Below are 26,810 nucleotides of genomic sequence, written 5' to 3' on the forward strand. Positions count from 1 at the left end.
ACAGCGCGAGCCGGGACCCGCACCTGCGCGGTGCGGGTCCCGGCTGCGAGAAACGCGGTACGGCGATCAGGCGGGGAGGATGTTCTCCGCCTGCGGGCCCTTCTGGCCCTGCGTGACGTCGAAGGTGACCTTCTGGCCTTCCTGCAGCTCACGGAAGCCGGAGGTCGCGATGTTGGAGTAGTGGGCGAAGACGTCGGCGCCGCCGCCGTCCTGCTCGATGAAGCCGAAGCCCTTTTCCGAGTTGAACCACTTCACGGTTCCAGTAGCCATGTGAATTCTCCTGAACAGGTAAGGGCCCCATCCGGAGAATGCCGGGAAAACAAAATTGCGCCTGAAGGAACATTCCCGTCAGGCGCACATAAAGTTCATGGGTACCAAAACTAGCAACACGGAGACACTAGCACGCCGTCCCGCCGGAAAGGCGGGACAGCGACGAGTGTCACACCTCCTACAGCCGTTCGATGATCGTCACGTTGGCCTGGCCGCCGCCCTCGCACATCGTCTGGAGGCCGAACCGGCCCCCGGTGCGCTCCAGTTCGTGCAGCAGGGTCGTCATCAGCCGCACTCCGGTCGCGCCCAGCGGGTGGCCGAGGGCGATCGCCCCGCCGTTGACGTTGACGCGCTCCGGGTCGGCGCCCGTCTCCTTGAGCCAGGCCAGCACGACCGGCGCGAAGGCCTCGTTGATCTCGATCAGGTCCATGTCGTCGATGGACAGGCCGGTCTTCCGCAGGGCGTACGCGGTCGCCGGGATCGGGGCGGAGAGCATCCGGATCGGGTCCTCGCCGCGGACCGAGAGGTGGTGGATCCGGGCGCGCGGGGTCAGGCCGTGGTCGCGTACGGCGCGCTCGCCGGCCAGCAGCATCGCCGCGGCGCCGTCGGAGACCTGGGAGGAGCAGGCCGCGGTGATGGTGCCGCCCTCGACGACCGGTTTCAGTCCGGCCATCTTCTCCAGGGTGGTGTCCCGGCGCGGACCCTCGTCCGCGGTGACGTCCCCGTACGGCACGGTCTCGCGCGCGAAACGGCCCCCGTCGAGCGCCCGCAGCGCCCGCTGGTGCGAGCGCAGGGCGTACTCCTCCTGGTCGCGGCGGGTGATGTGCCACTTCGCGGCGATCAGCTCGGCGCCGTGGAACTGGTTGACGGGCGCGTCGCCGTACCGGGCGCGCCAGCCCTCCGAGCCGGCGTAGGGCCCCTCGGTCAGGCCCAGCGGTTCGGCCGCCTGCCGGGAGGCGAAGGCGATGGGGATCATCGACATGTTCTGCGTGCCGCCCGCGACCACCAGGTCCTGGGTGCCGGACAGGACGCCCTGGGCCGCGAAGTGGACGGCCTGCTGGGACGAGCCGCACTGGCGGTCGACGGTGACGCCGGGGACCTCCTCGGGCAGGCCGGCCGCGAGCCAGGCCGTACGGGCGATGTCGCCGGCCTGCGGTCCGACGGTGTCGAGGCAGCCGAAGACGACGTCCTCGACCGCGGCCGGGTCGATGCCGGAGCGCCGGACGAGGGCCTTCAGCACATGGGCGCCGAGGTCCGCCGGGTGGACGGCGGCGAGACCGCCCCGGCGGCGGCCCACCGGGGTGCGTACCGCTTCGACGATGTAGGCCTCGGCCATGGCGACTCCTCCAGCTGGGTCAGGTGCGTACGGCGATCCCGTCCAGGACCATCGACAGGTACTGACGGGCGATCTCGTCCGGGCTGTGCTGTCCGCCCGGGCGGTACCAGGACGCGGCGACCCAGACGGTGTCGCGCACGAACCGGTAGGTGAGCCTGATGTCGAGGTCGGCGCGGAACACGCGGGCCTCGACCCCGCGCTCCAGCGTGCCGAGCCACGCCTTCTCGAACTTCTGCTGCGAGTCGGAGAGGTAGTGGAAGCGGGGCTGGGCGGTCAGGTGCCGGGACTCCTTCTGGTAGATGGCGACGGCGGCGTGGTGCCGGTCGATCTCCCGGAAGGACTCGGTGACGAGGGCCTCGATGGTCTCCCTGGGGCCGAGCCCGGCGGCGAGGACGGCGTCGTAGCCCTCCCACAGTTCGGTCAGGAAGGTGGAGAGGATCTCGTCGAGCATCGACTCCTTGGAATCGAAGTGGTAGTAGAGGCTGCCGGCGAGCATGCCGGCGGCGTCCGCGATCTTGCGGACGGTGGTGGCGTTGTACCCCTGGGCGGCGAACACCTCGGCCGCGGTGTCGAGGAGTTCACGGCGCCGCTCGGGAGTCGCGGTCACCTGGGTCTTCTTCTTCGTGGTCGGCACCCGTCCATTGTGGTCCCCGGCCCCGGACCGCCGTTCACCGCGGTGCGGGGCGGCCCGGAGGCCGCGATCCCGGCAAGATCGACAGGACGCCCGCCAGGACAGGAGCTAGGTCCTGTCCGGGCGATCTTCGAGGACCGGCCCGCGGCGTCGGATGTGGTGTATCGCAAGGCGGAGGATCGCCCTCGTACCGGGCGTACTCGGGCGACTCCGACAACGCCGCGAGACGCCGCAGCCGTCGTCGCGGGCCCGAGAAGATCGCCCGGACAGGACCTAGGCATGCTGGCTGCTGACGGCCACGACCTCGCCCGTCATGTAGGAGGAGTAGCCGCTGGCGAGGAAGACGATCACGTTGGCGACCTCCCAGGGCTCGGCGTACCGGCCGAACGCCTCGCGGGCGGTGAGTTCCTCCAGGAGTTCCGCCGAGGTGACCTTGACCAGGTGCGGGTGCATGGCGAGGGAGGGCGCGACCGCGTTGACGCGGACGCCGTACGGCGCCGCCTCGACGGCCGCGCAGCGGGTGAGCGCCATGACACCGGCCTTGGCGGCGGCGTAGTGGGCCTGGCCGGCCTGGGCGCGCCAGCCCACGACGGAGGCGTTGTTGACGATGACGCCGGGGCGGCCGGCGTCCCGGAAGCGGCGCAGGGCGGCGCGGGTGCAGCGGAAGGTGCCGTTCAGGGTGACGTCGAGGACGCGGTTCCACTGCTCGTCGGTCATCTCGGCGAGGGTGGCGGTGCCGCCGAGACCGGCGTTGTTGACGACGACGTCGAGTCCGCCGTGCAGCTGTTCGGCGGTGTCGAGGAGTGCCTGCACCTGGCTCTCGTCGGTGACGTCGCAGGGCCGGGCGGCGACGGCGTCGGCGCCGAACTCGGCGGCGAGGGCGGCCTCGGTCTCCTTGAGGCGGCGGGTGTGGGCGTCGCTGACCAGGACCCGCGCACCCTCCTCCAGGAGGCGGCGGGCGGTGGCTCCGCCGATGCCCGCCCCGGCGGCGGCGGTCACGACGGCGGTGCGGCCGGCGAGCAGGCCGTGTCCGGGGACGTAGTCGGGGGTCGCGGCGGGAGGTGTCACGGGCGCGGCTCCTTGGGGAGGCCGAGCACCCGCTCGGCGATGATGTTCCGCTGGATCTCGCTGGATCCGGCGTAGACGGTGTCGGCGCGGGAGAAGAGGAAGAGCCGCTGCCAGGGGTCGAGCCCGTGGGGCTCGCCGGCGGTGACGGTGGCGGCGGGGCCTCGGACGGCCATGGCGAGTTCGCCGAGGTCGCGGTGCCAGTGGGACCAGTGGAGCTTGGCGGCCGAGGGTTCCGTGCCGCGCAGGGCGCCTGCCCGCATGGCCTCCAGTCCGCTCCAGGCGCGGATCAGCCGGTCGCGGATCAGCGGGTCAGCGAGTGCTCCGTTGCTCCGGGCGAGGCCGATCAGCGCCTCCAGTTCGCGGCGGAACCCGACCTGCTGGCCGAGGGTCGAGACGCCGCGCTCGAAGCCGAGGGTGGCCATCGCGATCCGCCAGCCGTCGCCGGGTGCGCCGACGACGTGCGCGGCGTCGGTGCGCGCTCCGTCGAAGAAGACCTCGTTGAACTCGCTGGTGCCGGTCAGCTGGGTGATCGGCCGGACGTCGACGCCCTCCTGGTCCATCGGGACCAGCAGGTAGGAGAGTCCCGCGTGGCGCCGGGAGCCGGGTTCGGTGCGGGCGAGGACGAAGCACCACTGGGACGCGTGGGCGAGGGAGGTCCAGGTCTTCTGCCCGTGCACGACCCAGGCGTCGCCGTCGAGGGTCGCGCGGGTGCGGACGCCCGCGAGGTCGGAGCCGGCGCCGGGTTCGCTGTAGCCCTGGCACCAGAGTTCCGTCACGGCGCGGATCGGGGGCAGGAAGCGGGCTTGCTGCTCGGGGGTGCCGTGGGCGACGAGGGTGGGGCCGAGGAGTTGTTCGCCGATGTGGTTGACGCGGGCGGGGGCGTCGGCGAGGGCGTACTCCTCGTGGAAGGCGATCTGCTCCTCGATGCTCGCGCCGCGGCCGCCGAACTCCTTCGGCCAGCCGACGCAGGTCCAGCCGTGGGCGGCCATGTGGCGTTCCCAGGCGAGGCGTTCGGCGAAGGCCTCGTGTTCCCGGCCGGGGCCGCCCAGGCCCCTCAGCCCGGCGAACGTGCCGCCGAGGTGCTCCTCCAGCCAGTCGCGTACCTCGGTGCGGAAGACCTCGACGCTGCTCGTGGCGCTGCCCATGGCCGTACGTTAACCTACCAAACACTTGTTAGGGAAGGAGCGGGTGTCCGATGGACCTCTCGTACACGGCCGACGAGGAGAACTTCCGGGCGGAGGCGCGCGCGTGGCTCCGCGCCCATGTGCCCGAGACTCCCCTGCCGTCCCTGGAGACCGAGGACGGCTTCGCCGCCCACCGCGCCTGGGAGGCCGAACTCGCGGCCGCCCGCTGGTCGGTGGTCTCCTGGCCGGAGCGGTACGGCGGCCGGGACGCCGGCATCTTCCGCTGGCTGGCCTTCGAGGAGGAGTACTACGCGGCCGGGGCGCCCGGCCGGGTCTCGCAGAACGGCATCAACCTGCTCGCCCCCACGCTCTTCGACCACGGCACCGAGGAGCAACGGGCCCGCGTCCTGCCCTCGATGGCGACGGGCGAGACGGTCTGGGCCCAGGCGTGGTCCGAACCGGAGGCAGGCTCGGACCTGGCCTCGCTGACCTCACGGGCGGTGCGGACCGACGGGGGCTGGCTGCTCTCCGGGCAGAAGACCTGGTCCTCACGCGCCGCCTTCGCGGACCGGGCCTTCGGCATCTTCCGCACCGACCCGGCGGCCGACCGGCCGCACCGCGGGCTCACCTGTCTGATGTTCGACCTGCGCGCGCCGGGCGTCACCGTCCGGCCCATCGGCCGCCTCGACGGGAAGCCGGCCTTCGCCGAACTCTTCCTCGACGAGGTCTTCGTGCCCGACGCCGACGTGATCGGGGAGCCCGGCCAGGGCTGGCGGATCGCGATGTCGACGACCGGCAACGAGCGGGGCCTGATGCTGCGCTCCCCCGGCCGCTTCCTGGCGGCCGCCGACCGGCTCGTGCGGCTGTGGCGGGCGACGGGCGAGGACCCGGCCGTCCGCGACCGGGTCGCCGATGCGGTGATCGGGGCGCGGGCCTACCAGCTGTTCACGGCGGGCGGGGCGGCGCGCTTCGCGGCCGGCGGGACGATCGGGGCCGAGTCGAGCCTGAACAAGGTCTTCTGGTCGCGGTACGACATCGCGCTGCACGAGACCGCGCTCGACCTGCTGGGCGCCGAGGGCGAGCTCGACGGGGACGGGGAGTGGGGCGAGGGGTACGTCTTCTCGCTCGCGGGGCCGATCTACGCCGGGACCAACGAGATCCAGCGCGACATCGTCGCCGAGCGGCTGCTCGGCCTTCCGAAAGGACGCCGCTGATGCCGTTCCTGCCGACCGAGGAGCAACGGGACTTCGGGCGCGCGCTGGACGCGCTGCTGACCGCCGCGGACACCCCCGCGGTGATCCGCGCCTGGGCCGCCGGCGAACCGGCCCCCGGGCTCGCCCTGTGGACCCGGCTGGCCGCGTCCGGGGTGTTCGCCCTCGCGGTCCCGGAAGCCTACGAGGGCGTGGGGCCGCTGCCCGTCGAACTGGCCCTGGCCTGTGTGGAGCTGGGCCGGCACGGCGTCCCCGGCCCGCTCGTGGAGACGGTGGCGGCAGCGGCGCTGCTGGCGGAACTGGCCCGGCGCGGCGAGGACGGCCCGGCGAAACGGCTGCTGCCAGGGCTGGCCTCGGGCGAGACGGTGGCGACGCTGGCGATGGTGCCGCGCGGCGGCGACGGCGACGGCGACGAGGGTGTCTCCGGCGACGGCAGCGCGCTGCCGCGCCCGTCCCCGTACGCCCTCGACGCGGACACCGCCGGCGTCACGCTGGTCGTGCGGGGCGACGAACTGCGGCTCGCGGCCGGGCACGGGCCGGTCAGGGTGTCCGCCGATCCCGCGCGCCGGCTCGCGCCGCCCCTGCCGGGCGGGGAGCTGCTGGCCGCCGGTCCGGCGGTGACGGCCGCCGCCGGACGGGCGGCGGAGTGGGCGCTGCTGGCGACGGCCGCGCAGTCGCTGGGCGTCGGGCTCACCCTGCTCGACCGGACGGTCGCGTACGCGCGGCAACGCACCCAGTTCGGCGCCGCGATCGGCTCCTTCCAGGCGGTGAAGCACCGCCTGGCGGACACGCTGATCGGGCTGGAGTTCGCCCGGCCGCTGGTCTTCGGGGCGGCGCTCACCTTCGCCGGTGCCGACCTCGCCGCGGCGAAGGCGGCGGCCGGCGAGGCGGCGTACAGCGCCGCCCGCAGCGCCCTGCAGATCCACGGCGCCGTCGGCTACACCGAGGAACTGGACCTCTCCCTCTGGCTGCGCAAGGCCCGGCCGCTCCGGGACGCCTGGGGCTCACCGGCCTGGTGCCGCGCCCGGGTCCTGGCGACCACGCGGGCGGGAACGGCCCTGACCCCCCTGCCTCCGACGCTAGATTGACGCGAGTCGATCACTACGCACCAGGGGAGAGCTCGCGTGGACGAGGACGAGATCAGGCGTGCGGTGGCCCGGGGGATCAGGGACCACCAGAGGGCGCAGCCCAGGCCCAAGGGCCTCGTCGACGAGGCGTCCGGCGCCGCGTGCGGCTGCGTCGTGATGTTCGTGGTGGCCCTGGTCGTGATCGGGATCGTCGTGGCGTTCAACAGCTAGGTCCTGTCCGGGCGATCTTCGAGGACCGGCCCGCGGCGTCGGATGTGGTGTATCGCAAGGCGGAGGATCGCCCTCGTACCGGGCGTACTCGGGCGACTCCGACAACGCCGCGAGACGCCGCAGCCGTCGTCGCGGGCCCGAGCAGGTCGCCCGGGCAGGACCTAGGTCCTGTCCGGGCGACCTGCTCGGACAGGACCTAGCGGGCGTCCTCGGTCGGCGGCGCGTCGTCGTTGCCCCGCCGGATCGTGCGGACCGGCCGCCCCGGCGACCAGGTGCGGATCACCAGCTCGTCGTCCTCCACGGTGGTGCGGACGACCTCGGCCGGCTCCACCAGGAAGAGGTGGAACGGCAGCGGCGCCCCGGCCTCCGCCGCGAACCGGTCGACCGTCTCCGGGTCGGTGACCTCGGTCGCCCGCCCGGAGATCCGGACGTCGCCGCCGTCCATGTCCGTGCCGGCGCCCGGGTTGGCGAGCAGCGAGAAGCGCGGGTCGCGGCGCAGGTCGAGCGCCTTGCGCGAGTTCGGCATCATCGCGAGCCACAGCTCGTCGAGGCGGAAGTTCACCTCCAGTCCGGTCAGGCGCGGCGAGCCGTCCCTCCGTACGGTCGCGAGGACGTGGTGGGTGTGGCGGCCGAAGCGCTCCCGCACGGTGCCGGCGAGTTCGGGCTCGGCGGCGGCGAAGGCGGACCAGGTGCATCCGGTGTTTCCCATGACTCCAGGGAACACCGGATACCCGACACCTTCTGTCCGGATTACTCCGTGCGCTCGGCGGCGGAGCGCTCGACGCAGAACTCGTTGCCCTCCGGGTCGGCCAGCGTCACCCAGCCCTTGCCGTCCTCCCGCCGGTGGTCGCCGACCAGCGTCGCGCCCAGTTCCAGGAGGCGCTCGACCTCCTGGTCGCGGGTGCGGTCCTGCGGCTGGAGGTCGAGGTGGACCCGGTTCTTGACCGACTTCCGCTCGGGCACGGTCACGAAGAGGAGGGCCGTCCCGGCCGTCTCGACCAGGGCCTCGGGATCGCCCGGCTCGTCGTCGTCGCCGATCTTGGAGTCCAGTACCGCGGCCCAGAACGTGGCCAGCGTGTACGCGTCCGAGCAGTCGACCGTCACATGTCTCACCAAAGATGCCATGCGCTCACTCTTTCGCAGGAACACGCCCCGCGGCCAACCGAATTCTCAGGTGTGCACGATCCGCTGGGCGCGGGCCGCCGCGAGCCAGGACGGGAACTCGGCGACGAGCCGGTCGTACAGCTCCGCGTCCGCGACCGTGCGCGGATCCCTCCCCGCGTGGAAGAAACCGGCGTTGTCCACCGGCCGCTTCGCCGGGACCGCCAGCTCGTCGAGCTTGCGCAGGAAATCGAACTGCCGGCTGTCCGGGTCGCCGAAGCCGATGAACTGCCAGAAGATCGGCAGCCTGGCCGCCTTGCAGAGGTAGCGCTCGGCGGCGAGCTTGTTGATCGGGCCGCCGTCCGTCTGGAAGACCACGAGCGCCGGGGCGGTGGCCCCGCTGTCCAGGTAGTGGTCGATGACCGCGTCCATGGCCAGGTGGTAGCTGGTCTTGCCCATGTGCCCGAGCCCGGCCACGATCCGGTCGATCCTGCCCTGGTGGTCGGCGAGCTCGATGTCGGTCTCGGCGTCGATGTCGGTGGAGAAGAAGACCACCGGCACCCGTCCGTCGTCGTCCAGGTGGGCCGAGAGTCCCAGCACCCGGTCGGCCAGGGCCTGGACGGTGCCGTCGCGGTAGTACGGCTTCATCGAGCCGGAGTAGTCCACGACCAGGTAGACCGCCACGCGCTGGCCGTGCAGCCCGTGCTTCTCCAGTGAGTTCCCCGCCGACTTGTAGAGGCTCACCAGCGCGGGCGCGGCCTCCTCGACCTTGCGCAGACTCAGGGCCATGGACGGCCCCCCTCCCTCGTCCCGTCACGGACTGCCGAGCGTACGGGATCACCACCGCGAAGCGCCCTCGGCGGCTGCCCGCCGACGACCCCGGTGGGCCCGAACGGTCTGTCATCATGGGGCTGTTCATGCCGAGGGGGAGGTCGGGAACGATGAGTGCCGGTGGCCCGTACGACGAGAACGTCACCTATGCGATCACCGCGCCGGCCACGGACTTCCTGTGGGAGTTCCGTCCGGAGGGCGAGGGGCGGTACGAGGCGACCGGCACGTGCCCCCGGTGCCGGTGCGCGATGACCAAGGTGTGGCCGCTCGGCCAGTACGGCGCGGTCAAGGGGCCGCTCCGGCCGCGCCGGAGGCCCGCGGACGACGGGCCGTGGTTCACCCGGTGCACGTGCGCCTCCGCGCACGCCGACCGCCCGGCCGCGGAGAGCCACGGCTGCGGGGCCGGTCTGTGGATCGCCTTCCCGCCGAACGGGCTTCCCTCGTGAGCGAGTTCAGCACCGAGGAGCTGCGCGACGCCGACCGCCGGGCCGCCCGGATGGCCTCGCCGCCGCAGCAGCTCCAGGCCGCGGTCCAGCAGGCCGAGGGGTACCGGAACTTCCTGACGACGCTGACCGGGCTGCTCACCACGGTCTTCGTGCTCAAGGGCCAGGAGAACCTGGCCAAGCTGCCCGACGGCGCGAAGTGGACGGTGATCGGGTTGCTGAGCGGTGCGTTCCTGCTGCTCATCACGGCCTCGTGGATGACGGTCTCGGCCGTCCACGGCCGGCCGGGCGGGACGCTTCCGCTGGGCGCGGTCCAGATCCTGCGCCACGAGCGGGCCCGCGCCCGGACGATCTGGCGGCTGACGGGCTGGGCCCGCTGGCTCGGCCTGGTGGGCGTGCTGGCCGTGACGGCGGCGGTCCTGGTCACCTGGCTGGCCCCGGCCGCCCCCTGACGGCCGCCCCCATCGGGGGCGCCGCCGGGACCGCGCGCCGGGACTCCGCTCCCGCCGTCGGGCCACCGCGCGCGGGTGTGCGAATCTGTTCGCCGTGTCTCTCCTCAGGCGTCTGCATCCACTGGACCTGCTGGCGGCCGGGCTCCTCGTCCTGGGTGTGCTCTGCGTCGCCACGGGTCTGCTGCCCGCCGGGCCGGCCGGGGAGGTGATGGAGCGCATCGGCCCCCTGGTGGCGTTCCTCGCCACGGTCATCGTCCTCGCGGAGCTGACCGGCAAGGCGGAGGTGTTCGACATGGTCGCCACCTGGGTGGCCCGCACCGGGCGCGGCAGCTACCCCCTCCTCTTCCTCCTGTGCGTCCTGTTCGCCTCGGTCACCACGATCACGCTCAACCTGGACACCACGGCGGTGCTGCTCACCCCCGTGATGCTGGCGCTGGCGGGCCGGGTGGGGATCGCGGCCGTGCCGCTGGCGATGACGACCGTCTGGCTGGCGAACACGGCGAGCCTGCTGCTCCCGGTGTCGAACCTGACGAACCTGCTGGCGGCGGACCGGGTGGCGCTGACGCCCTCGGAGATGGCCGCGACGATGTGGGCGCCGCAGCTGGCCGCCATCGCCGTCACGATGGCCTGCCTGTGGGGCTTCTACTGGCGCAGGGGACGGCGCGGGGCGCTGCGCTACGAGCCTCCGGTGCCCTCGCGCCCGGCGGACCCGGTGCTGTTCCGGGTGTGCGCGGTGGCCTGCGCGGGCTTCCTGCTGGCTCTGCTGCTCGCGGACGTGCCGCTGTGGTCGGCGTCGGCGGTGGCCGCCCTGGTCGTGGTGGCGGCCTTCGCGGTACGCCGCCGGGAGGCGCTCCGCCTCTCGCTGGTGCCGTGGCGGCTGCTCGTCCTGGTGCCGGGCATGTTCCTGGTCGTGGAGACCGTCGACGCGCGCGGGCTGCACGACGTGCTGACGGCGGCGATGGGGTCCGACGACGGTCTCGTCGGGATGCTGCGGTCCGCCGCCGTGGGGGCGGGCGTCTCCAACGCGCTGAACAACCTCCCGGTCTATCTGGCGGGCGAGGCGGCGATCCCGGTGGAGAACAGCGACCAGCTGCTCGCGCTGCTCGTCGGCGTGAACGTGGGTCCGGTGGTCACGCCGTGGGCGTCGCTGGCCACCCTGCTGTGGTTCGAGCGGTGCCGCTGGCACGGCACGAGGATCGGGATGGGCCGCTTCCTGGGGACGGGGCTCGTGCTGGCGGTGACGGGCACACTGGCGGCGACGCTGGCCCTGGCGGCCACCGTGTAGCGGTCGCCCTCGCGGCGCGCGCCGCGGTGCCGGGGGCGCGCTCGGCGCGCGGCGCCGCCGGGTCGGGGACGCGCCGCGGCGCCCGCCCAGTCGTCCGGTCGGGGACATTCGGGCAGGCGCCGCGCTCAGTTCCGCACTCCGTTGTACGGGACGTGTGGTGGGGGCGTCGGCCCCCGGGGTCAGACCGCCAGGGCGCGGTCCGTCGGGCGGATCGGGGCCGGCAGGTCGCTGGCTCCGGTCAGGAAGCGGTCCACGCCGCGCGCCGCGGAGCGGCCCTCGGCGATCGCCCAGACGATCAGCGACTGGCCGCGGCCGGCGTCGCCGGCGACGAAGACGCCGCCGACGTTCGTCGCGAAGTCCGCGTCCCGGGCGATGTTGCCGCGCTCGTCCAGGTCCAGGCCGAACTGCGCCACGAGGCCGTTCTCGACGTCCGTGCCGGTGAAGCCCATCGCGAGCGTGACGAGCTGGGCGGGGATCTTCCGCTCCGTGCCCGGCTTCTGGGTCAGCCGGCCCTCGACGAACTCGACCTCGACCAGGTGCAGGAACTGGACGTTGCCGTCCTCGTCGCCCTCGAAGTGGGTGGTGGAGACGGAGTAGACCCGCTCGCCGCCCTCCTCGTGCGCCGAGGTGACCTTGTAGAGCATCGGGAAGGTCGGCCAGGGCTGGCCGGCCGCCCGCTCGTCGCCCGGGCGCGGCATGATCTCCAGCTGCGTGACCGAGAGGGCGCCCTGGCGGTGGGCGGTGCCCACGCAGTCCGCGCCGGTGTCGCCGCCGCCGATGACGACGACGTGCTTGCCCTCCGCGGTGATCGGCGGGGCCACGAAGTCGCCCTCGACGACCTTGTTGGAGAGCGGCAGGTACTCCATGGCCTGGTGGATGCCGGCCAGCTCGCGGCCCGGGACGGGCAGGTCGCGGGCGGTGGTCGCGCCGGCGGCGATGACGACCGCGTCGTACCGCTTGCGCAGGTCCGTGGCGGTGATGTCGCGGCCGATCTCGACACCGGTGCGGAACTTGGTGCCCTCCGCGCGCATCTGCTCGATGCGGCGGTTGATGTGCCGCTTCTCCATCTTGAACTCGGGGATGCCGTAGCGCAGCAGGCCGCCGATGCGGTCCGCGCGCTCGAACACCGCGACCGTGTGGCCGGCCCGCGTCAGCTGCTGGGCGGCGGCGAGACCCGCCGGGCCGGAGCCGATGACGGCGACGGTCTTGCCGGACAGCCGCTCGGGCGCCTGCGGCCGGACGTCGTTGGCGTCCCACGCCTTGTCGATGATGGAGACTTCGACGTTCTTGATGGTGACGGCCGGCTGGTTGATGCCGAGCACGCACGCCGCCTCGCACGGAGCCGGGCACAGGCGGCCGGTGAACTCCGGGAAGTTGTTGGTCGCGTGCAGCCGCTCCGACGCCGCCGCCCAGTCCTCGCGGTAGGCGTAGTCGTTCCACTCGGGGATGAGGTTCCCGAGCGGGCAGCCGTTGTGGCAGAACGGGATGCCGCAGTCCATGCAGCGGCCGGCCTGCTTGCTGATGATCGGCAGCAGGGAGCCGGGGACGTAGACCTCGTTGAAGTCCTTGACTCGCTCGCCCACCGGGCGGGTCTTGGCGACCTCGCGCCCGGTGGTCAGGAAGCCCTTGGGGTCAGCCATGGGTCGCCGCCTCCATCATCTTCTCGGTGGTCTCCTGCTCGGAGAGACCGGCGAGCTCAGCGGCGTCCTTGGCGGCGAGCACTGCCTTGTACGTGGTCGGGATGATCTTGCTGAAGCGGTTCACGTTCACGGACCAGTGGGCGAGGAGCTTCTCCGCGACGGTCGAGCCGGTCTCCTCCTGGTGGCGGCGCACGACATCGTGCAGCCACATCCGGTCGGCGTCCGACAGGGTCTCGACCGCTCCCAGGTTGCCGGAGTTGACGTTGTTCCGGTCGAGGTCGACGACGTAGGCGACACCGCCCGACATGCCGGCCGCGAAGTTGCGGCCGGTCTCGCCGAGGACGACCGCCGTGCCGCCGGTCATGTACTCGCAGCCGTGGTCGCCCACGCCCTCGGAGACGACCAGGGCGCCGGAGTTGCGGACGCAGAAGCGCTCGCCGGTGCGGCCCCGCAGGAACAGCTCGCCGCCCGTCGCGCCGTACGCGATGGTGTTGCCGGCGATGGTCGAGTACTCGGCGAGGTGGTCGGCGCCGCGGTCCGGGCGGACGACGATCCGGCCGCCGGAGAGGCCCTTGCCGACGTAGTCGTTGGCGTCGCCCTCCAGGCGGAGGGTGACACCGCTCGGCAGGAAGGCGCCGAAGGACTGGCCGGCGGAACCGGTGAAGGTGATGTCGACGGTGTCGGCGGGCAGGCCCGCGCCGCCGAACTTCTTCGTCACCTGGTGGCCGAGCATGGTGCCGACCGTGCGGTTGATGTTGCGGATCGCGACCTGGGCGCGGACCGGCTGGGCCTCCTCGGCGGTGGCCGCGTTCAGTGCCTCGGCGGCGAGCTCGATCAGCTCGTTGTCGAGGGCCTTCTCCAGTCCGTGGTCCTGCTCGATCAGGGCGTGGCGGACCGCGCCCTCGGGCAGCTCCGGCACGAAGAAGAGCGGGGCCAGGTCCAGGCCCTGCGCCTTCCAGTGCGTCACGGCGCGGCTGGTGTCCAGCAGCTCCGCGTGGCCGACGGCCTCCTCGACGGTGCGGAAGCCCAGCTCGGCGAGGATCTCGCGGACCTCCTCGGCGATGAACTCGAAGAAGTTGACGACGAACTCGGCCTTGCCGGAGAAGCGGTCGCGCAGGACCGGGTTCTGGGTGGCGATGCCGACCGGGCAGGTGTCCAGGTGGCAGACGCGCATCATGACGCAGCCGGAGACGACGAGCGGCGCGGTCGCGAAACCGAACTCCTCGGCGCCCAGGAGGGCGGCGATGACGACGTCGCGGCCGGTCTTGAGCTGGCCGTCCGTCTGGACGACGATCCGGTCGCGCAGGCCGTTGAGCAGCAGGGTCTGCTGGGTCTCGGCGAGGCCGAGCTCCCAGGGACCACCGGCGTGCTTCAGCGAGGTGAGCGGCGAGGCGCCCGTTCCGCCGTCGTGGCCGGAGATGAGGACGACGTCCGCGTGGGCCTTGGAGACACCGGCGGCGACCGTGCCGACACCGACCTCGGAGACCAGCTTCACGTGGATGCGGGCCGCCGGGTTGGCGTTCTTGAGGTCGTGGATCAGCTGAGCCAGGTCCTCGATGGAGTAGATGTCGTGGTGCGGCGGCGGGGAGATCAGGCCGACGCCCGGGGTGGAGTGCCGGGTCTTGGCGACCCACGGGTAGACCTTGTGGCCGGGCAGCTGGCCGCCCTCGCCGGGCTTGGCGCCCTGCGCCATCTTGATCTGGATGTCGTCCGCGTTGACCAGGTACTCCGAGGTCACGCCGAAGCGGCCGGAGGCGACCTGCTTGATGGACGAGCGGCGCGCCGGGTCGTACAGGCGGTCCGGGTCCTCGCCGCCCTCACCGGTGTTGGACTTGCCGCCCAGCTGGTTCATGGCGATGGCGAGCGTCTCGTGCGCCTCCCGGGAGATGGAGCCGTACGACATGGCGCCGGTGGAGAAGCGCTTGACGATCTCGGAGACCGGCTCGACCTCGTCGAGGGGGATCGACGGGCGCTCGGAGGTGAAGCCGAAGAGGCCGCGGAGCGTCATCAGCCGCTCGGACTGCTCGTTCACCCGCTCGGTGTACTTCTTGAAGATGTCGTACCGCTTGTTGCGCGTGGCGTGCTGCAGGCGGAAGACGGTCTCCGGGTCGAACAGGTGCGGCTCGCCCTCGCGGCGCCACTGGTACTCGCCGCCGATCTCCAGCGCGCGGTGCGCGGAGGGGACGCCGGAGGCGGGGTACGCCTTGGCGTGGCGGGCGGCCACCTCCTTGGCGACGACGTCCAGGCCGGCGCCGCCGATCTTGGTGGCGGTGCCGTTGAAGTACTTCTCGACGAAGGCGTCCTCCAGGCCGACGGCCTCGAAGACCTGGGCGCCGCGGTAGGAGGCGACGGTCGAGATGCCCATCTTCGACATGACCTTGAGGACGCCCTTGCCGAGCGCGTAGATCAGGTTGCGGATGGCCTGCTCGGGCTCCATGCCCTCGATGAAGGTGCCGGCGCGGACCAGGTCCTCGACCGACTCCATCGCGAGGTACGGGTTCACGGCGGCGGCGCCGTAGCCGATGAGGAGCGCGACGTGGTGGACCTCGCGGACGTCGCCGGCCTCGACCAGCAGACCCACCTGGGTGCGCTGCTTGGTGCGGATGAGGTGGTGGTGGACGGCGGCGGTGAGCAGCAGCGAGGGGATCGGCGCGTGCTCGGCGTCGGAGTGCCGGTCGGACAGCACGATCAGGCGGGCGCCGCCCTCGATCGCGGCGTCGGCCTCGGCGCAGATCGCCTCGATGCGGGCGGCGAGCGCGTCGCCGCCGCCGGAGACCCGGTAGAGGCCGGAGAGCGTCGCGGCCTTCATGCCGGGCATGTCGCCGTCGGCGTTGATGTGGACGAGCTTGGCCAGCTCGTCGTTGTCGATCACCGGGAAGGGCAGCGTGACGCTGCGACAGGAGGCCGAGGTCGGCTCCAGCAGGTTGCCCTGCGGGCCCAGCGAGGAGCGCAGCGAGGTGACGAGCTCCTCGCGGATGGCGTCCAGCGGAGGGTTGGTGACCTGCGCGAAGAGCTGGGTGAAGTAGTCGAAGAGCAGCCGGGGGCGCTCGGAGAGGGCCGCGATCGGCGAGTCCGTGCCCATGGAGCCGAGCGGCTCGCCGCCGGTGCGGGCCATCGGCGCGAGGATGACGCGGAGCTCTTCCTCGGTGTAGCCGAAGGTCTGCTGGCGGCGGGTGACCGACTTGTGCGTGTGCACGATGTGCTCGCGCTCGGGGAGGTCGGAGAGCTCGATCTCCCCGGTCTCCAGCCACTCCTGGTAGGGGTGCTCGGCGGCCAGGCCGGCCTTGATCTCGTCGTCCTCGATGATCCGGTGCTCGGCGGTGTCGACCAGGAACATCTTGCCGGGCTGCAGGCGGCCCTTGCGGACGACCTTGGCCGGGTCGATGTCGAGCACGCCGACCTCGGAGGACAGCACGACGAGGCCCTCGTCGGTGACCCAGTAGCGGCCGGGGCGCAGACCGTTGCGGTCGAGGACCGCGCCGACCTGGACGCCGTCGGTGAAGGTGACGCAGGCCGGGCCGTCCCAGGGCTCCATCATCGTGGAGTGGTACTGGTAGAAGGCGCGCCGGGCCGGGTCCATGGAGTCGTGGTTCTCCCACGCCTCCGGGACCATCATCAGGACCGAGTGCGGCAGCGAGCGGCCGCCGAGGTGGAGCAGCTCCAGGACCTCGTCGAAGGAGGCCGAGTCGGAGGCGTCCGGGGTGCAGACCGGGAAGATCCGGTCGATCGCGGCGTCGCCGAAGAGGTCGGAGGCGAGCTGGGACTCGCGGGCCACCATCCAGTTGCGGTTGCCCTTGACCGTGTTGATCTCGCCGTTGTGCGCGACGAAGCGGTACGGGTGGGCAAGCGGCCAGCTCGGGAAGGTGTTGGTGGAGAACCGGGAGTGGACCAGGGCCACGGCGGTGGCGCAGCGGCGGTCCGACAGGTCCGGGAAGAAGGGCTCCAGCTGGCCGGTGGTCAGCATGCCCTTGTAGACGATCGTGCGGGCGGACAGCGACGGGAAGTACGTCGCGGCCTGGCGCTCGGCGCGCTTGCGCAGCGCGAACGCCTTGCGGTCCAGGACGATGCCCGTGCTCTCGCCGTCGGCGACGAAGATCTGGCGGAAGACCGGCATCGTGGCGCGGGCCGAGGCGCCGAGGAGCTCGGGGGCGACGGGGACCTCGCGCCAGCCGAGGACGGTCAGGCCCTCTTCGGCGGCGATCGTCTCGATCTGCGAGACGGCCTGTGCGGAGCCGTCGGCAGGGAGGAAGGCGATGCCGACGGCGTACGCGCCGGCCTCGGGAAGCTCGAAGTCGGTCACCTCGCGCAGGAAGGCGTCGGGGACCTGGAGGAGGATGCCGGCGCCGTCTCCGGAGTCGGGCTCGGAGCCGGTGGCGCCTCGGTGCTCGAGGTTGCGCAGTACGGTCAGCGCCTGCTCGACCAGCGCATGGCTGGCAACACCGGTGAGGGTGGCCACGAACCCGACACCACAGGCGTCGTGTTCGTTACGGGGGTCGTACATTCCCTGCGGAGCAGGGCGACCGTCCATGGGCGACCAGGCGTCGGAACGCATCGGCTCTCCCGTCGTCGTCGTGGCATATGCAGCAGCCGAGGGACGACGTTGGCCCTCCGCGAAATTTCGTGCAGGTTACATGATGGCTGGCTTCTCGAAAAGTGGATAGCGCGTTCCAACATGCGGACACCGCGGATACGGAGCGGTGGCTTTGGTTCACCTGTGGGGCAGCGAGGACGACGGTCCTCGCGGGGGACGGATCGATGGGTCCGGGGGATCTCCGGCGACCCGTCGCAGAGCGGGCTTCGTTGCCCGCGGCGCTTACGCCTCATGCCCGGTGGTTAAGGGCTCGAAACCGCCGAGTAACGGCTAGGTATGTAGCGCTGTGCATAGTGTCTCACCGGTTCCCCGAATCCGCTCAGGGAGATACGTCACAGCACCTGCGCCGGGACCCCCGTCCCAGGTGGGACGGGGGTCCGGTGGCACACGGGGAGCCCGGCGGGCACGGCACGGGCCGGTGCCGCCCGGCACGGCCGGGGGCAGGGGCCCGCCGGCGCGTCGCAGGCGTTCCGGCGGGATCTAGGGGGCGTCTTGTCGATCAGGCCGGGTCGGTGAGCGGTGTCCTGGGGCTTCGGATCCAAGGCGGAGGAAGGGGGTCCCTCCCACGCCGAAGGCTGTGGGGGCGAGGCATGGCGGAGCCATGCCGACTGACGACAACGCGGGAGACGGAGTCGCAGGACACCGCGAGCCCGGCAAGATCGGCAAGAAGCCCCTAGAGCGCGGCGCCGAAGAGCATGCCGAGTCCGTACGTGAAGGCCGCCGCGGCCCCGCCCAGGACCAGCTGGCGCAGCCCGCTGAACCACCAGCTGCGGGCCGTCACCCGGGCCACCAGGGCGCCACAGGCGAAGAGCCCGAGGAGCGCGAGCAGCACGGCGGGCCACAGCGCGGTCGCGCCGAGCAGGTACGGCAGCACCGGCAGCAGCGCGCCGAGTGCGAAGGAGCCGAACGAGGAGACCGCGGCGACCGTCGGCGACGGCAGGTCGTCGGGGTCGATGCCCAGCTCCTCGCGGGCGTGGATCTCCAGCGCCTGCTCGGGGTCCCGGGAGAGCTGCATCGCGACCTCGCGCGCCAGCGCGGGCTCGACGCCCCGGGACACGTACAGCGCGGCCAGCTCCTCCATCTCGTCGATCGGGTGCTTGCGCAGCTGGCGTCGCTCGACGTCGAGCTCGGCCTGCACGAGCTCTCGCTGCGAGGCGACCGAGGTGTACTCGCCCGCCGCCATCGAGAAGGCGCCGGCCGCGAGTCCGGCGAGGCCGGTGATCACGATGGTCTGCTGCGAGACCGCGCCTCCCGCGACGCCGGTCATCAGGGCGAGGTTGGAGACCAGGCCGTCCATCGCCCCGAAGACCGCCGGACGCAGCCAGCCGCCGTTCACATCGCGGTGCGTGTGGTTGTCGCGGTGGGCCTCGTGGAGCGTCGCCTCGGTTTCGATGATGGACATGCCTCTCCCCTGTCTTCTCGGCGGGTCGGGCCGACCCCGCCGCCCCTCAACACCTCGAAAATACGCGCGATGTAAGGGTCCCGCCAGCAAGGCAGGCCGTACTTACTAAGGCTCACCTCAGTGTTCTCCGAACGGACTTCGGCGTCGGGACGGGACATGACGGAGCCCGCCCGGGTCTGCCGCAGGTGTTCACCGGTGGCGTCAGGCGGGTGACAGAGACGATTCACCGTCTCCTCCCGCCCCGTACGTGGCACAGATTCAGGAACCGTGAAAGGGGAGTGGGATGGCGAGCGAGACGACGGCGACGGCCGCGACAGCAGGGTGCGACGCGCGCGAGCGGGCCCGGGGCGCGCTGCTCGGCCTCGCGGTCGGCGACGCGCTCGGCGCGCCCGCCGAGAACATGCGCCCCTCGGAGATCCGCAGCCGCTGGGGCCGGATCGAGGGCTTCGTGACGGACCGTCCGGCCGGCACGGACGACACGGAGTACGCCATCTTCTCCGGTCTGCTGCTCGCCCGGCACGGCTCGGCCCTGACGGTCCGGCAGGCGGAGCACGCCTGGCACCAGTGGATCGCCGACCAGGACGAGGGGCCCTTCCGCGGTGCCGGCTTCAGCGAACGCGGCACGCTGGAGAACCTCCGGCGCGGGCTGGCCGCTCCGATCTCCGCACAGCACCGGCACGCCTGGTCGGACGGTCTGGCCATGCGCGCCGCCCCGTTCGGCGTCTTCGCGGCGGGCCGCCCGGCGGAGGCCGCCCGGCTCGTCGCCGTCGACGGCAGCGTCAGTCACGACGGCGAGGGCATCTACGGCGGCCAGGCCGTCGCGGCGGGCGTGGCGGCGGCGATGGGGGGCGCCTCGGTGACCTCGGTCATCGCGGCGGCGCTCTCGGTCGTCCCGATGGACTCCTGGACGGCCCGGTCGCTGCGCCGCGCGGTGGTCGCGGCGCAGCGCGTCCAGCCCGACGCGCTGACCCGGGAGCGCACGGTCCGCTCGGCGGTCGTGATCGGCGGCTACCCGTGGACCGACCTGGCGCCGGAGGCGGTGGGGCTGGCGTTCGGCGCGTTCGCCGCGGCCCGCGGCGACTTCCGCACCTCCGTCCTGACCGCGGTCAACATGGGCCGCGACGCGGACACCACGGCGGCCGTCGCCGGCGCCCTCGCCGGGGCCTCGGCGGGCGTGTCGGCCATCCCGGAGGAATGGGCGACGGCGATCGGCCCGGTGACGGGCAGCTGCCTGCCCTCGATGCGGGGCTACCACGTCCTCGACATCGCGGACCTGCTGACGACGGACGAGGAGGTCGCTCCGTGACCACTGTGGACAACCGCCCCGACCCGGCCGGCGCCGCGGGACCGGGGGACCTTCCGGTCCTCGGCTCCGAGGCGATCGGCCTGCTCACCGCGGAGCCGGGCACCCCGGACCCCGGCGGCACCCACCTCGCGCACGGCCTCCACCCCGCGCCCGACGCTCCGGCGACCCCCGCCGCGCCGTGCACCCCGGTGCCCCGGCACCGCATCGAGGGACTGCTCCTCGGCCTCGCCGCCGGTGACGCGGCGGGCTGGCCCGCGGCCCGCCACCGCGCCGCCCGCATGCCCGAGTGGACCCGCCGCCTCACCCGCGAGCTCGACACCTTCGCGGAGCAGAACGCCACCACCACGCTCCCCGTGCCCATCGCCCTGAACCAGCCCCCCGAGCCCTTGCGCCTCGGCCCCTCCGACGACGCCGAGTGGGCCGTCTTCACCGCCGAGGCCCTCCTCGCCTCCGCCGGTCCGCTCTTCGCCTCGCTCCCGCCCGGGCGGCGGATCCGCGCCGCCGTCGACCTCGCCTGGAACGCGCTGGCCTGCCAGATCGCCGCAGCGGCCGACCGCGCCCCCGAGGTCGAGTCCGCCGTGCTCCCGCTGCGCGCCCGGATCTCCGTACGCGCCGGACTCGGCAACCTCGCCACCGGACTGCGCCCGCCCGCCACCGGGCACGACAATCCGCACTACTTCGACGACGCCGCCTGCGTGCGCGCCACCGTGCTCGCCCTGGTCCACCCCGGCGACCCGGTGGCCGCCGCCGAACTGGCCGAGTTCGACGCCCGCTACACACAGGACGGCGACGGGGTCCACGGCGCCCGCGCGATGGCCGCGGCCGTCTCCGTCGCCCTCGCCGGGGCACCGGTCGGTGACGCCGTGGCCGCGGCGCTCGACCAGCTGCCCCCGGCCACCGAGATCGGCCGCAACGCCCGGCAGGCCGTGGCGATGGCCGAGGAGGCGACCAGCGCCTTCGCGCTCGTGCCGCTCCTGGAGCACCAGATCGTCGACCACGTCTACAGCTACGGCATCGCCGCCGCCGAGACGGTCCCCGTCGCCCTCGCCCTGGCCGCCGCCGCGCGCGGCGAAGCGGCCTCCGCCGTGCCGGCGGCGGCCTGCCTCTCCCGGGTCGCCGACTCCGCCCCCGCCCTGGCGGGCGCGCTCACCGGCGCGCTCGGCGGCGGCGCCTCGCTCCCCGCCAGCTGGCGCGACGCCTGCCGCACCCTGGCCGGCTGCGCGCTCCCCCGGCTCGCGGGCACCGACCTCGTCGAACTCGCCGGGTCGCTCGGAGACACGGAACTGGCCACCCCGGGTGGACAATTCCGACATGACACCCACACTGGATGACCGGATCACCGGAAGTCTCCTCGGTGCGGCCGTCGGCGACGCGCTCGGCGGCCCGGTCGAGGGCTACACCCCCGAACAGATCCTGGAGCGTCACGGCGGCCGGGTCACCGGCATCGTCGGCCCCTGGAACGGCGACGCCTGGCGCACGGCGCGGCCCATCGCCCCGTACCACAAGGGCGACGGGCACGTCACCGACGACACCCTGATGACGCACGCGCTGATCCGGGTGTACGAGAAGGTGCGCGACCACCTCGACGCGTACGCGGTCGCCGACCACCTCGTCCCGGACCTCGTCGGCACCCCCGTCTGGATCCCGGAGCTGGAGGCCGAGGCCCTCCCGCTGCAGCGGATCTTCCTCGCCGAGAAGTGGATCGTGGCCCGCATCCACTACGGCCACGTGGACCCGCGCGAGGCGGGCAGCGGGAACATCGTCAACTGCGGTGCGGCGATGTACATGGCTCCGGTCGGCCTGGTCAACGCGGCGCATCCGGCGCGGGCGTACGCGGAGGCGCTCGACGTCGCCGGCGCCCACCAGTCCTCGTACGGCAGGGAGGCGGCCGGGGTGTTCGCGGCGGCGGTGGCCGCCGCGTGCGCGCCGGGCGCCACACCGGAGTCGGTGGTCGACACCGCGCTCGCCCTGGCCAAGGACGGCACCCGGGCGGCGATCGAGGCCGTGTGCGAGGTCGCCGCCCGCCACGACGACGTCGAGTCCGCGCTGATCCCGCTGCGCGAGGCGGTGGCCCCCTTCGACACGGTGGGCCCGGACTACCGCGCCCCCTCGCTGGGCGCGCGCCGGCCGTCCCGGCTCCACGCGATCGAGGAACTCCCGGTCGCGCTCGGGATGCTGCTGGCCGGCGCGGGCGACTACCGCCGCACGGTGCTCGGCGCGGTCAACTACGGCCGTGACTGCGACTCGATCGCCACGATGGCCGGCGCGATCGTCGGCGCGCTCCGCGGCGAGCCGGCCGTGCCCTCCGACTGGGTGAAGCAGGTGGCGGAGGCGAGCCGGCTGGACCTGCACGCCCCGGCCACCGCCCTGGCGGCGGTCGCCCACGAGGTCTTCGCCCGCGACACGGCCCGGCGGCGCGAGCACGAGGCGGCGTACACGGCGCTGACGAGCGCGGCCCGATGAACCTGCGCGTCACCTGGGTCCAGCCGGAGGACCTGGTAGGCCACGAGCTCCGCCAGGCCGCGGAGGACGGGCGCGACGCCACCGCGATCGCCGCCCGCTGGACCGCCGCGGGCGGCCGCCCCGCGCCGACGGCGGCCGGCGCCTCCCCCGGCCCCCGTCCGGATCTGCGTCCCCTGGCGGAGTGCCTCCTCGACGAGCTGGCCGCCCTGCCCTCCCCGCTGTCCCCGGCGGAGCCCACCGCCCTCGCCGCCATCCGGGACCTGGGGGGTGCCCTGCCGATCAGGCCGGATCAGCCCCAGGACACCGCGAGCCCGGCAAGAACGGCAAGACACCCCCTGGCCCCCCGCTCGCCCGCCGTCCCCCGCCCCGGGGCGGACCCGCCCGACCGGCTGCGCGACGCCCTGCACGCCGCCTGGCTGGGCCGCGCCGCCGGATGCCTGCTCGGCAAGCCCGTCGAGAAGCTGCCGCTGGCCGCGATCCGCGCGCTCGCCCGGGCCACCGGCAACTGGCCCCTCTCCTCCTGGTTCACCGCCCGGGGCGTCCCGCCCGCGCTGCTGGCCGCCCACCCCTGGAACCGTCGCTCCGCGGCCACCTCCCTCGCCGAGAACATCGACGGGATGCCGGAGGACGACGACCTCAACTACCCCCTGCTGAACCTGCTCCTCCTCCAGCGGTACGGGCGCGACTTCACCACCGCCGACGTCGCCCGCCTCTGGCTCGACGAACTCCCCGCCGGCCGCACCTTCACCGCCGAGCGCGTCGCCTACCGCAACCTCCTCGACGGCGTCGAGCCGCCGCTGACCGCCGCCTACCGCAACCCCTTCCGCGAGTGGATCGGCGCCCAGATCCGGGCCGACGTGCACGGCTGGACCCACCCGGGCGACCCGGCCGCCGCCGCGGCCCAGGCGTACCGGGACGCGGCCCTCACCCACACCGGCAACGGGATCTACGGCGCCATGTTCGTCGCCGCCACCCTGGCCGCCGCCGCGACGGGCACCGCCGACGTCCACCGTTCCCTGGCCTGCGGGCTCGGCGTGATCCCGCCGCGCTCCCGGCTGGCCGCCGCCGTCCGCCTCGGCATCGAAAGCGCCCGTGCCACCCCCGACTTCGACGTGGTCGTGGACCGACTCCACGCCGCTCTCGGCGGGTACCACTGGGTCCATGCCGTGCCCAACGCCGCCGTGCTCGCCGCCGCGCTCACCCACGCCGACGGGGACTTCTCCCGCTCCGTCTGCGCGGCGGTCTCCGGCGGCTGGGACACCGACTCCAACGGCGCCACCGCCGGTTCCGTGGCCGGCCTGCTGGCCGGTCACCCCGACCGGCTGCCCGAGCGCTGGACCGCCCCCCTCAAGAACCGGCTCTCGACATCGGTCCCGTCCTTCGACGGCATCGGCTTCGACACCCTCGCCGCTATGACGCATCTGGAGGCAGTACGCCCATGACCAGCATCGTGGTGCTCGGCAGCACCAACATGGACCTCGTCGCCTTCGTCCCGCGGGCCCCCGCGCGCGGGGAGACCGTCACGGGACGGGAGTTCCGGACGATCCCCGGTGGCAAAGGGGCCAACCAGGCCGTCGCGGCCGCCCGGGCCGGGGCCGAGACGGCGATGATCGGCGCGGTCGGAGCCGACGAGTTCGGCCTGCGGCTGCGGGCCGCGCTGGACGCCTCCTCGGTCGACACCGACCTGCTGCGCACCGCCGAGGGCCCCTCCGGCACCGCGCACATCGTGGTCGACGACGACGGCGGCAACGCGATCGTCGTCGTCCCCGGCGCCAACGGCACCGTCGTCTCCCTCGACCACGGCGACGAGGCGCTGATCGCCACCGCCGACGCCCTCCTCCTCCAGCTCGAACTCCCCCTGTCCGCCGTGACCGAGGGCGCCGTGACCGCCCGCCGGCTGGGTGTCCGCACCATCCTCACACCGGCTCCCGCCCAGCCGCTGCCGCCCGAACTCCTCGCCGCCACCGACCTCCTGGTCCCCAACGAGCACGAGGCCGCCGCGCTCACCGGCATCGCCGACCCGCTCGGCGCCGCCGAGGCGCTGCTGCGGTCCGTGCCCGAGGTGGTCATCACCCTCGGCGCGGCCGGCTGCCTGCACGCGGCCCGGGGTTCCCACCCCCTCACCGTCGCCGCCCCCCGGGTGAAGGCCGTGGACACCACCGCCGCCGGCGACACGTTCGTCGGCGCGCTGGCCGTCGCCCTCGCCGAAGGCCGGCCCGTCCCCCGGGCGCTGGCCTGGGCGGCGACCGCAGCCGCGCTGTCGGTCCAGCGGGTGGGCGCCTCGTCCTCGATGCCGTACCGCGCCGAGATCGACGCGGCCCGCGACTCCCTCGACGGCCTGGAGGTCGACGCCGTATGACCCGTACCGGAAGCGAGACCGCCCCTCCCCTCCAGGGCCTGCGCGTCCTCGATCTCGCCACGCTCTTCGCCGGCCCGCTGGCGGCCATGATGCTCGGCGACTTCGGAGCCGACGTGGTCAAGATCGAGCACCCCCGCAGACCCGACCCGTCCCGCGGCCACGGCCCCGCCAAGGACGGGGTCGGACTGTGGTGGAAGGTCCTGGGCCGGAACAAGCGGACGATCACCCTCGACCTCTCCACCCACGGCGGCCGCGACACCCTGCTGCGGCTGGCCGCGGAGGCGGACGTGATCGTCGAGAACTTCCGCCCGGGCACCCTGGAACGCTGGGGTCTGGGCTGGGAGGAGCTGTCCGCCGCCAACCCCGGCCTGGTGCTGGCCCGGGTCACCGGCTTCGGCCAGTTCGGCCCGTACTCCCACCGCCCCGGCTTCGGCACCCTCGCCGAGGCGATGAGCGGCTTCGCCGCGATCACCGGCGAGCCGGACGGCCCGCCGACGCTCCCCCCGTTCGGCCTGGCCGACTCCATCGCCGCCCTGGCCACGGCGTACGCGGTGATGACCGCGCTCACCGCCAGGACCGCCACCGGCCGCGGTCAGGTCGTCGACATGGCGATCATCGAGCCGATGCTCTCCGTCATCGGGCCGCACGCCACCTGGTACGACCAGCTCGGCTACGTCCAGCCCCGGACCGGCAACCGCTCCCGGAACAACGCCCCCCGCAACACCTACCGGACCGCCGACGACTCCTGGGTGGCCGTCTCCACCTCGGCGCAGTCCATCGCCGAGCGCGTGCTGCGCCTGGTCGGCCGGCCCGAGCTGATCGACGAGCCGTGGTTCGCCGACGGCGCGGGCCGGGCGGCCCACGCGGACGTCCTCGACGAGGCGGTCGGCTCCTGGATCGCCCGGCACACCCGGGACGAGGCGATGGCGGCCTTCGAGAAGGCCGAGGCGGCCATCGCCCCCGTCTACGACGTCCGCGACGTGCTGGACGATCCGCAGTACCAGGCCCTGGACACCATCACCGAGGTCGCGGACCCCGAGCTGGGGCCGCTGCGGATGCAGAACGTCCTCTTCCGGCTCTCCGAGACGCCCGGCGCGATCCGCTGGGCCGGCCGGCCGCACGGAGCCGACACCGCGGAGGTCCTCGCCGAGCTCGGACTCACCCCCGGCGAGATCACCGCGCTGCGCGGCGAAGGAGCCGTATGAGCTTCCCCCTGACCTGGCTGTACGCCCCCGGGGACCGGCCGGCCGTCGTCCGGAAGGCCCTGGTCTCGGGCGCGGACGTGGTGATCGTCGACCTGGAGGACGCGGTGGCCCCGGACCGCAAGGCGTACGCCCTGGCCGCCACCGCGGACCTGCTCGCCGACCCGCACCCCGTCCCGGTCCACGTCCGCGTCCACGCGCCCCGCGACATCCCCCCGCTGGCCGCCCTTCCCGGCCTGCGGGGCTTCCGCCTCCCCAAGGTCACCCACGCCACCGACGTCCAGCGGATCGCCGACGAGTTCCCCGACATCCCGCTCTACCCGCTCCTGGAGAACGCCCTGGCCGTCGAGCACGCCTACGCGATCGCCTCCGCCCACCCGTCCGTGCACGGGGTCGGGCTCGGCGAGGCGGACCTCCGCGCGGATCTGGGGGTACGGGACGACCGCGGCCTGGACTGGGCGCGCGGGCGGATCGTGGTCGCCGCCCGGGCGGCGGCGCTGCCGCCCCCCGCCCAGTCGGTCCACCCCGACATCCGTGACCTGGACACGCTGGCGGCCAGCTGCGCCCGGGGCCGCCTGATGGGCTTCCTCGGCCGCGCCGCGATCCACCCGCGCCAGCTCCCGGTCATCGAGCAGGCGTACCTCCCCACTCCCGACGAGATCGCCGCCGCGGAGGAGGTCGTCAAGGCGGCCCAGACGGAGGAGGGCGCCCTGGCCCTCCCGGACGGCCGATTCGTCGACGCGGCGGTGGTGGAGGGCGCCCGGCGGATCCTGACGCTCTCGGCCCGCGCCTGACCG

24 protein-coding genes are annotated in these 26,810 nt (G+C 73.4%); 13 read left to right on the top strand and 11 right to left on the bottom strand.

Annotated features, from left to right (window positions below):
- Positions 1-66 precede the first annotated feature (66 nt).
- The 5 genes from ACGFZF_RS01185 to ACGFZF_RS01205 all read right to left on the bottom strand — a co-directional run bounded on the left by ACGFZF_RS01185 (position 67) and on the right by ACGFZF_RS01205 (position 4,450).
- The gene (locus ACGFZF_RS01185) at positions 67-270 is read right to left on the bottom strand and encodes a cold-shock protein (RefSeq protein ID WP_005318814.1); all 204 of its coding nucleotides are present in this window, start codon (positions 268-270) and stop codon (positions 67-69) included.
- 178 nt (positions 271-448) lie between these two features.
- Entirely contained in the window at positions 449-1,606 is a 1,158-nt protein-coding gene (locus ACGFZF_RS01190; protein ID WP_393550385.1) for an acetyl-CoA C-acetyltransferase, read from the bottom strand.
- Positions 1,607-1,625: 19 nt separating this feature from the next.
- A complete protein-coding gene (locus ACGFZF_RS01195) occupies positions 1,626-2,240 on the bottom strand; it encodes a TetR/AcrR family transcriptional regulator (protein WP_393550387.1) in 615 nt (204 codons plus the stop codon).
- A 270-nt stretch (positions 2,241-2,510) separates the two neighbouring features.
- Positions 2,511-3,305, bottom strand: coding sequence for an SDR family oxidoreductase (locus ACGFZF_RS01200; RefSeq protein ID WP_393550389.1), 795 nt, complete (start codon positions 3,303-3,305; stop codon positions 2,511-2,513).
- Entirely contained in the window at positions 3,302-4,450 is a 1,149-nt protein-coding gene (locus tag ACGFZF_RS01205; protein WP_393550392.1) for an acyl-CoA dehydrogenase family protein, read from the bottom strand. Before ACGFZF_RS01205 ends, ACGFZF_RS01200 begins: the two co-directional genes overlap by 4 nt.
- 50 nt (positions 4,451-4,500) lie before the next feature.
- On the opposite strand from ACGFZF_RS01205, the gene ACGFZF_RS01210 reads away from it, so the two are divergent.
- The 3 genes from ACGFZF_RS01210 to ACGFZF_RS01220 are packed head-to-tail and all read left to right on the top strand — an operon-like array spanning position 4,501 to position 6,938.
- Positions 4,501-5,643 carry an acyl-CoA dehydrogenase family protein gene (locus tag ACGFZF_RS01210; RefSeq protein WP_393550394.1) on the top strand — a complete coding sequence of 381 codons (1,143 nt, stop codon included), beginning with the start codon at positions 4,501-4,503 and terminating at the stop codon, positions 5,641-5,643.
- Complete coding sequence (locus ACGFZF_RS01215) at positions 5,643-6,728, top strand: acyl-CoA dehydrogenase family protein (RefSeq protein ID WP_393550396.1); 1,086 nt, start codon at positions 5,643-5,645, stop codon at positions 6,726-6,728. Before ACGFZF_RS01210 ends, ACGFZF_RS01215 begins: the two co-directional genes overlap by 1 nt.
- A gap of 36 nt (positions 6,729-6,764) precedes the next feature.
- Positions 6,765-6,938 (top strand): hypothetical protein, encoded by a 174-nt coding sequence (locus tag ACGFZF_RS01220; protein ID WP_393550399.1) that lies wholly within the window; start codon positions 6,765-6,767, stop codon positions 6,936-6,938.
- Positions 6,939-7,134: 196 nt separating this feature from the next.
- Here ACGFZF_RS01220 and ACGFZF_RS01225 read toward each other — a convergent pair whose 3' ends face one another.
- Genes ACGFZF_RS01225 through ACGFZF_RS01235 form a run of 3 tightly spaced genes read right to left on the bottom strand, consistent with a single transcriptional unit; the run spans position 7,135 to position 8,828 of the window.
- Entirely contained in the window at positions 7,135-7,647 is a 513-nt protein-coding gene (locus tag ACGFZF_RS01225; RefSeq protein WP_393550401.1) for a pyridoxamine 5'-phosphate oxidase family protein, read from the bottom strand.
- 41 nt (positions 7,648-7,688) lie between these two features.
- Positions 7,689-8,063, bottom strand: a complete 375-nt coding sequence (locus ACGFZF_RS01230; RefSeq protein WP_393550403.1) for a VOC family protein — start codon at positions 8,061-8,063, stop codon at positions 7,689-7,691.
- A 45-nt stretch (positions 8,064-8,108) separates the two neighbouring features.
- On the bottom strand, positions 8,109-8,828 hold the full coding sequence (locus ACGFZF_RS01235) for a vWA domain-containing protein (protein WP_393550405.1): 720 nt from the start codon (positions 8,826-8,828) through the stop codon (positions 8,109-8,111).
- 152 nt (positions 8,829-8,980) lie between these two features.
- Here ACGFZF_RS01235 and ACGFZF_RS01240 point away from each other — a divergent pair, with 152 nt between their 5' ends.
- The 3 genes from ACGFZF_RS01240 to ACGFZF_RS01250 all read left to right on the top strand — a co-directional run bounded on the left by ACGFZF_RS01240 (position 8,981) and on the right by ACGFZF_RS01250 (position 11,050).
- Positions 8,981-9,316, top strand: a complete 336-nt coding sequence (locus ACGFZF_RS01240) for a hypothetical protein (RefSeq protein ID WP_393550407.1) — start codon at positions 8,981-8,983, stop codon at positions 9,314-9,316.
- Positions 9,313-9,765: a hypothetical protein gene (locus tag ACGFZF_RS01245; protein WP_393550409.1), complete on the top strand. Its 453-nt coding sequence runs from the start codon at positions 9,313-9,315 to the stop codon at positions 9,763-9,765. Before ACGFZF_RS01240 ends, ACGFZF_RS01245 begins: the two co-directional genes overlap by 4 nt.
- A gap of 94 nt (positions 9,766-9,859) precedes the next feature.
- Positions 9,860-11,050 (top strand): SLC13 family permease, encoded by a 1,191-nt coding sequence (locus ACGFZF_RS01250; RefSeq protein ID WP_393550411.1) that lies wholly within the window; start codon positions 9,860-9,862, stop codon positions 11,048-11,050.
- Between the two features lie 179 nt (positions 11,051-11,229).
- Here the strand turns inward: ACGFZF_RS01250 and ACGFZF_RS01255 are convergent, their stop codons facing one another.
- The 3 genes from ACGFZF_RS01255 to ACGFZF_RS01265 all read right to left on the bottom strand — a co-directional run bounded on the left by ACGFZF_RS01255 (position 11,230) and on the right by ACGFZF_RS01265 (position 18,683).
- Positions 11,230-12,690 (bottom strand): glutamate synthase subunit beta, encoded by a 1,461-nt coding sequence (locus ACGFZF_RS01255; protein ID WP_393550413.1) that lies wholly within the window; start codon positions 12,688-12,690, stop codon positions 11,230-11,232.
- On the bottom strand, positions 12,683-17,242 hold the full coding sequence (gene gltB / locus ACGFZF_RS01260; protein WP_393550415.1) for a glutamate synthase large subunit: 4,560 nt from the start codon (positions 17,240-17,242) through the stop codon (positions 12,683-12,685). The genes ACGFZF_RS01255 and gltB overlap by 8 nt, the downstream gene beginning before the upstream one ends.
- Positions 17,243-17,954: 712 nt before the next feature.
- Positions 17,955-18,683, bottom strand: a complete 729-nt coding sequence (locus ACGFZF_RS01265; protein ID WP_356609727.1) for a VIT1/CCC1 transporter family protein — start codon at positions 18,681-18,683, stop codon at positions 17,955-17,957.
- Between the two features lie 283 nt (positions 18,684-18,966).
- Here ACGFZF_RS01265 and ACGFZF_RS01270 point away from each other — a divergent pair, with 283 nt between their 5' ends.
- Genes ACGFZF_RS01270 through ACGFZF_RS01300 form a run of 7 tightly spaced genes read left to right on the top strand, consistent with a single transcriptional unit; the run spans position 18,967 to position 26,807 of the window.
- Entirely contained in the window at positions 18,967-19,989 is a 1,023-nt protein-coding gene (locus ACGFZF_RS01270) for an ADP-ribosylglycohydrolase family protein (RefSeq protein ID WP_393550417.1), read from the top strand.
- Complete coding sequence (locus ACGFZF_RS01275; protein ID WP_393550419.1) at positions 19,878-21,320, top strand: ADP-ribosylglycohydrolase family protein; 1,443 nt, start codon at positions 19,878-19,880, stop codon at positions 21,318-21,320. Before ACGFZF_RS01270 ends, ACGFZF_RS01275 begins: the two co-directional genes overlap by 112 nt.
- A complete protein-coding gene (locus tag ACGFZF_RS01280) occupies positions 21,301-22,452 on the top strand; it encodes an ADP-ribosylglycohydrolase family protein (protein WP_356609721.1) in 1,152 nt (383 codons plus the stop codon). Before ACGFZF_RS01275 ends, ACGFZF_RS01280 begins: the two co-directional genes overlap by 20 nt.
- The gene (locus ACGFZF_RS01285; protein WP_393550422.1) at positions 22,449-23,894 is read left to right on the top strand and encodes an ADP-ribosylglycohydrolase family protein; all 1,446 of its coding nucleotides are present in this window, start codon (positions 22,449-22,451) and stop codon (positions 23,892-23,894) included. The genes ACGFZF_RS01280 and ACGFZF_RS01285 overlap by 4 nt, the downstream gene beginning before the upstream one ends.
- A complete protein-coding gene (gene rbsK / locus ACGFZF_RS01290; protein ID WP_393550424.1) occupies positions 23,891-24,811 on the top strand; it encodes a ribokinase in 921 nt (306 codons plus the stop codon). The genes ACGFZF_RS01285 and rbsK overlap by 4 nt, the downstream gene beginning before the upstream one ends.
- Positions 24,808-26,016, top strand: coding sequence for a CaiB/BaiF CoA transferase family protein (locus ACGFZF_RS01295; RefSeq protein WP_393550426.1), 1,209 nt, complete (start codon positions 24,808-24,810; stop codon positions 26,014-26,016). The genes rbsK and ACGFZF_RS01295 overlap by 4 nt, the downstream gene beginning before the upstream one ends.
- Positions 26,013-26,807: an HpcH/HpaI aldolase/citrate lyase family protein gene (locus ACGFZF_RS01300; protein ID WP_393550428.1), complete on the top strand. Its 795-nt coding sequence runs from the start codon at positions 26,013-26,015 to the stop codon at positions 26,805-26,807. Before ACGFZF_RS01295 ends, ACGFZF_RS01300 begins: the two co-directional genes overlap by 4 nt.
- Positions 26,808-26,810: the final 3 nt, after the last annotated feature.

Source organism: Streptomyces sp. NPDC048338 (assembly GCF_043201055.1).
GTDB lineage: Bacteria > Actinomycetota > Actinomycetes > Streptomycetales > Streptomycetaceae > Streptomyces.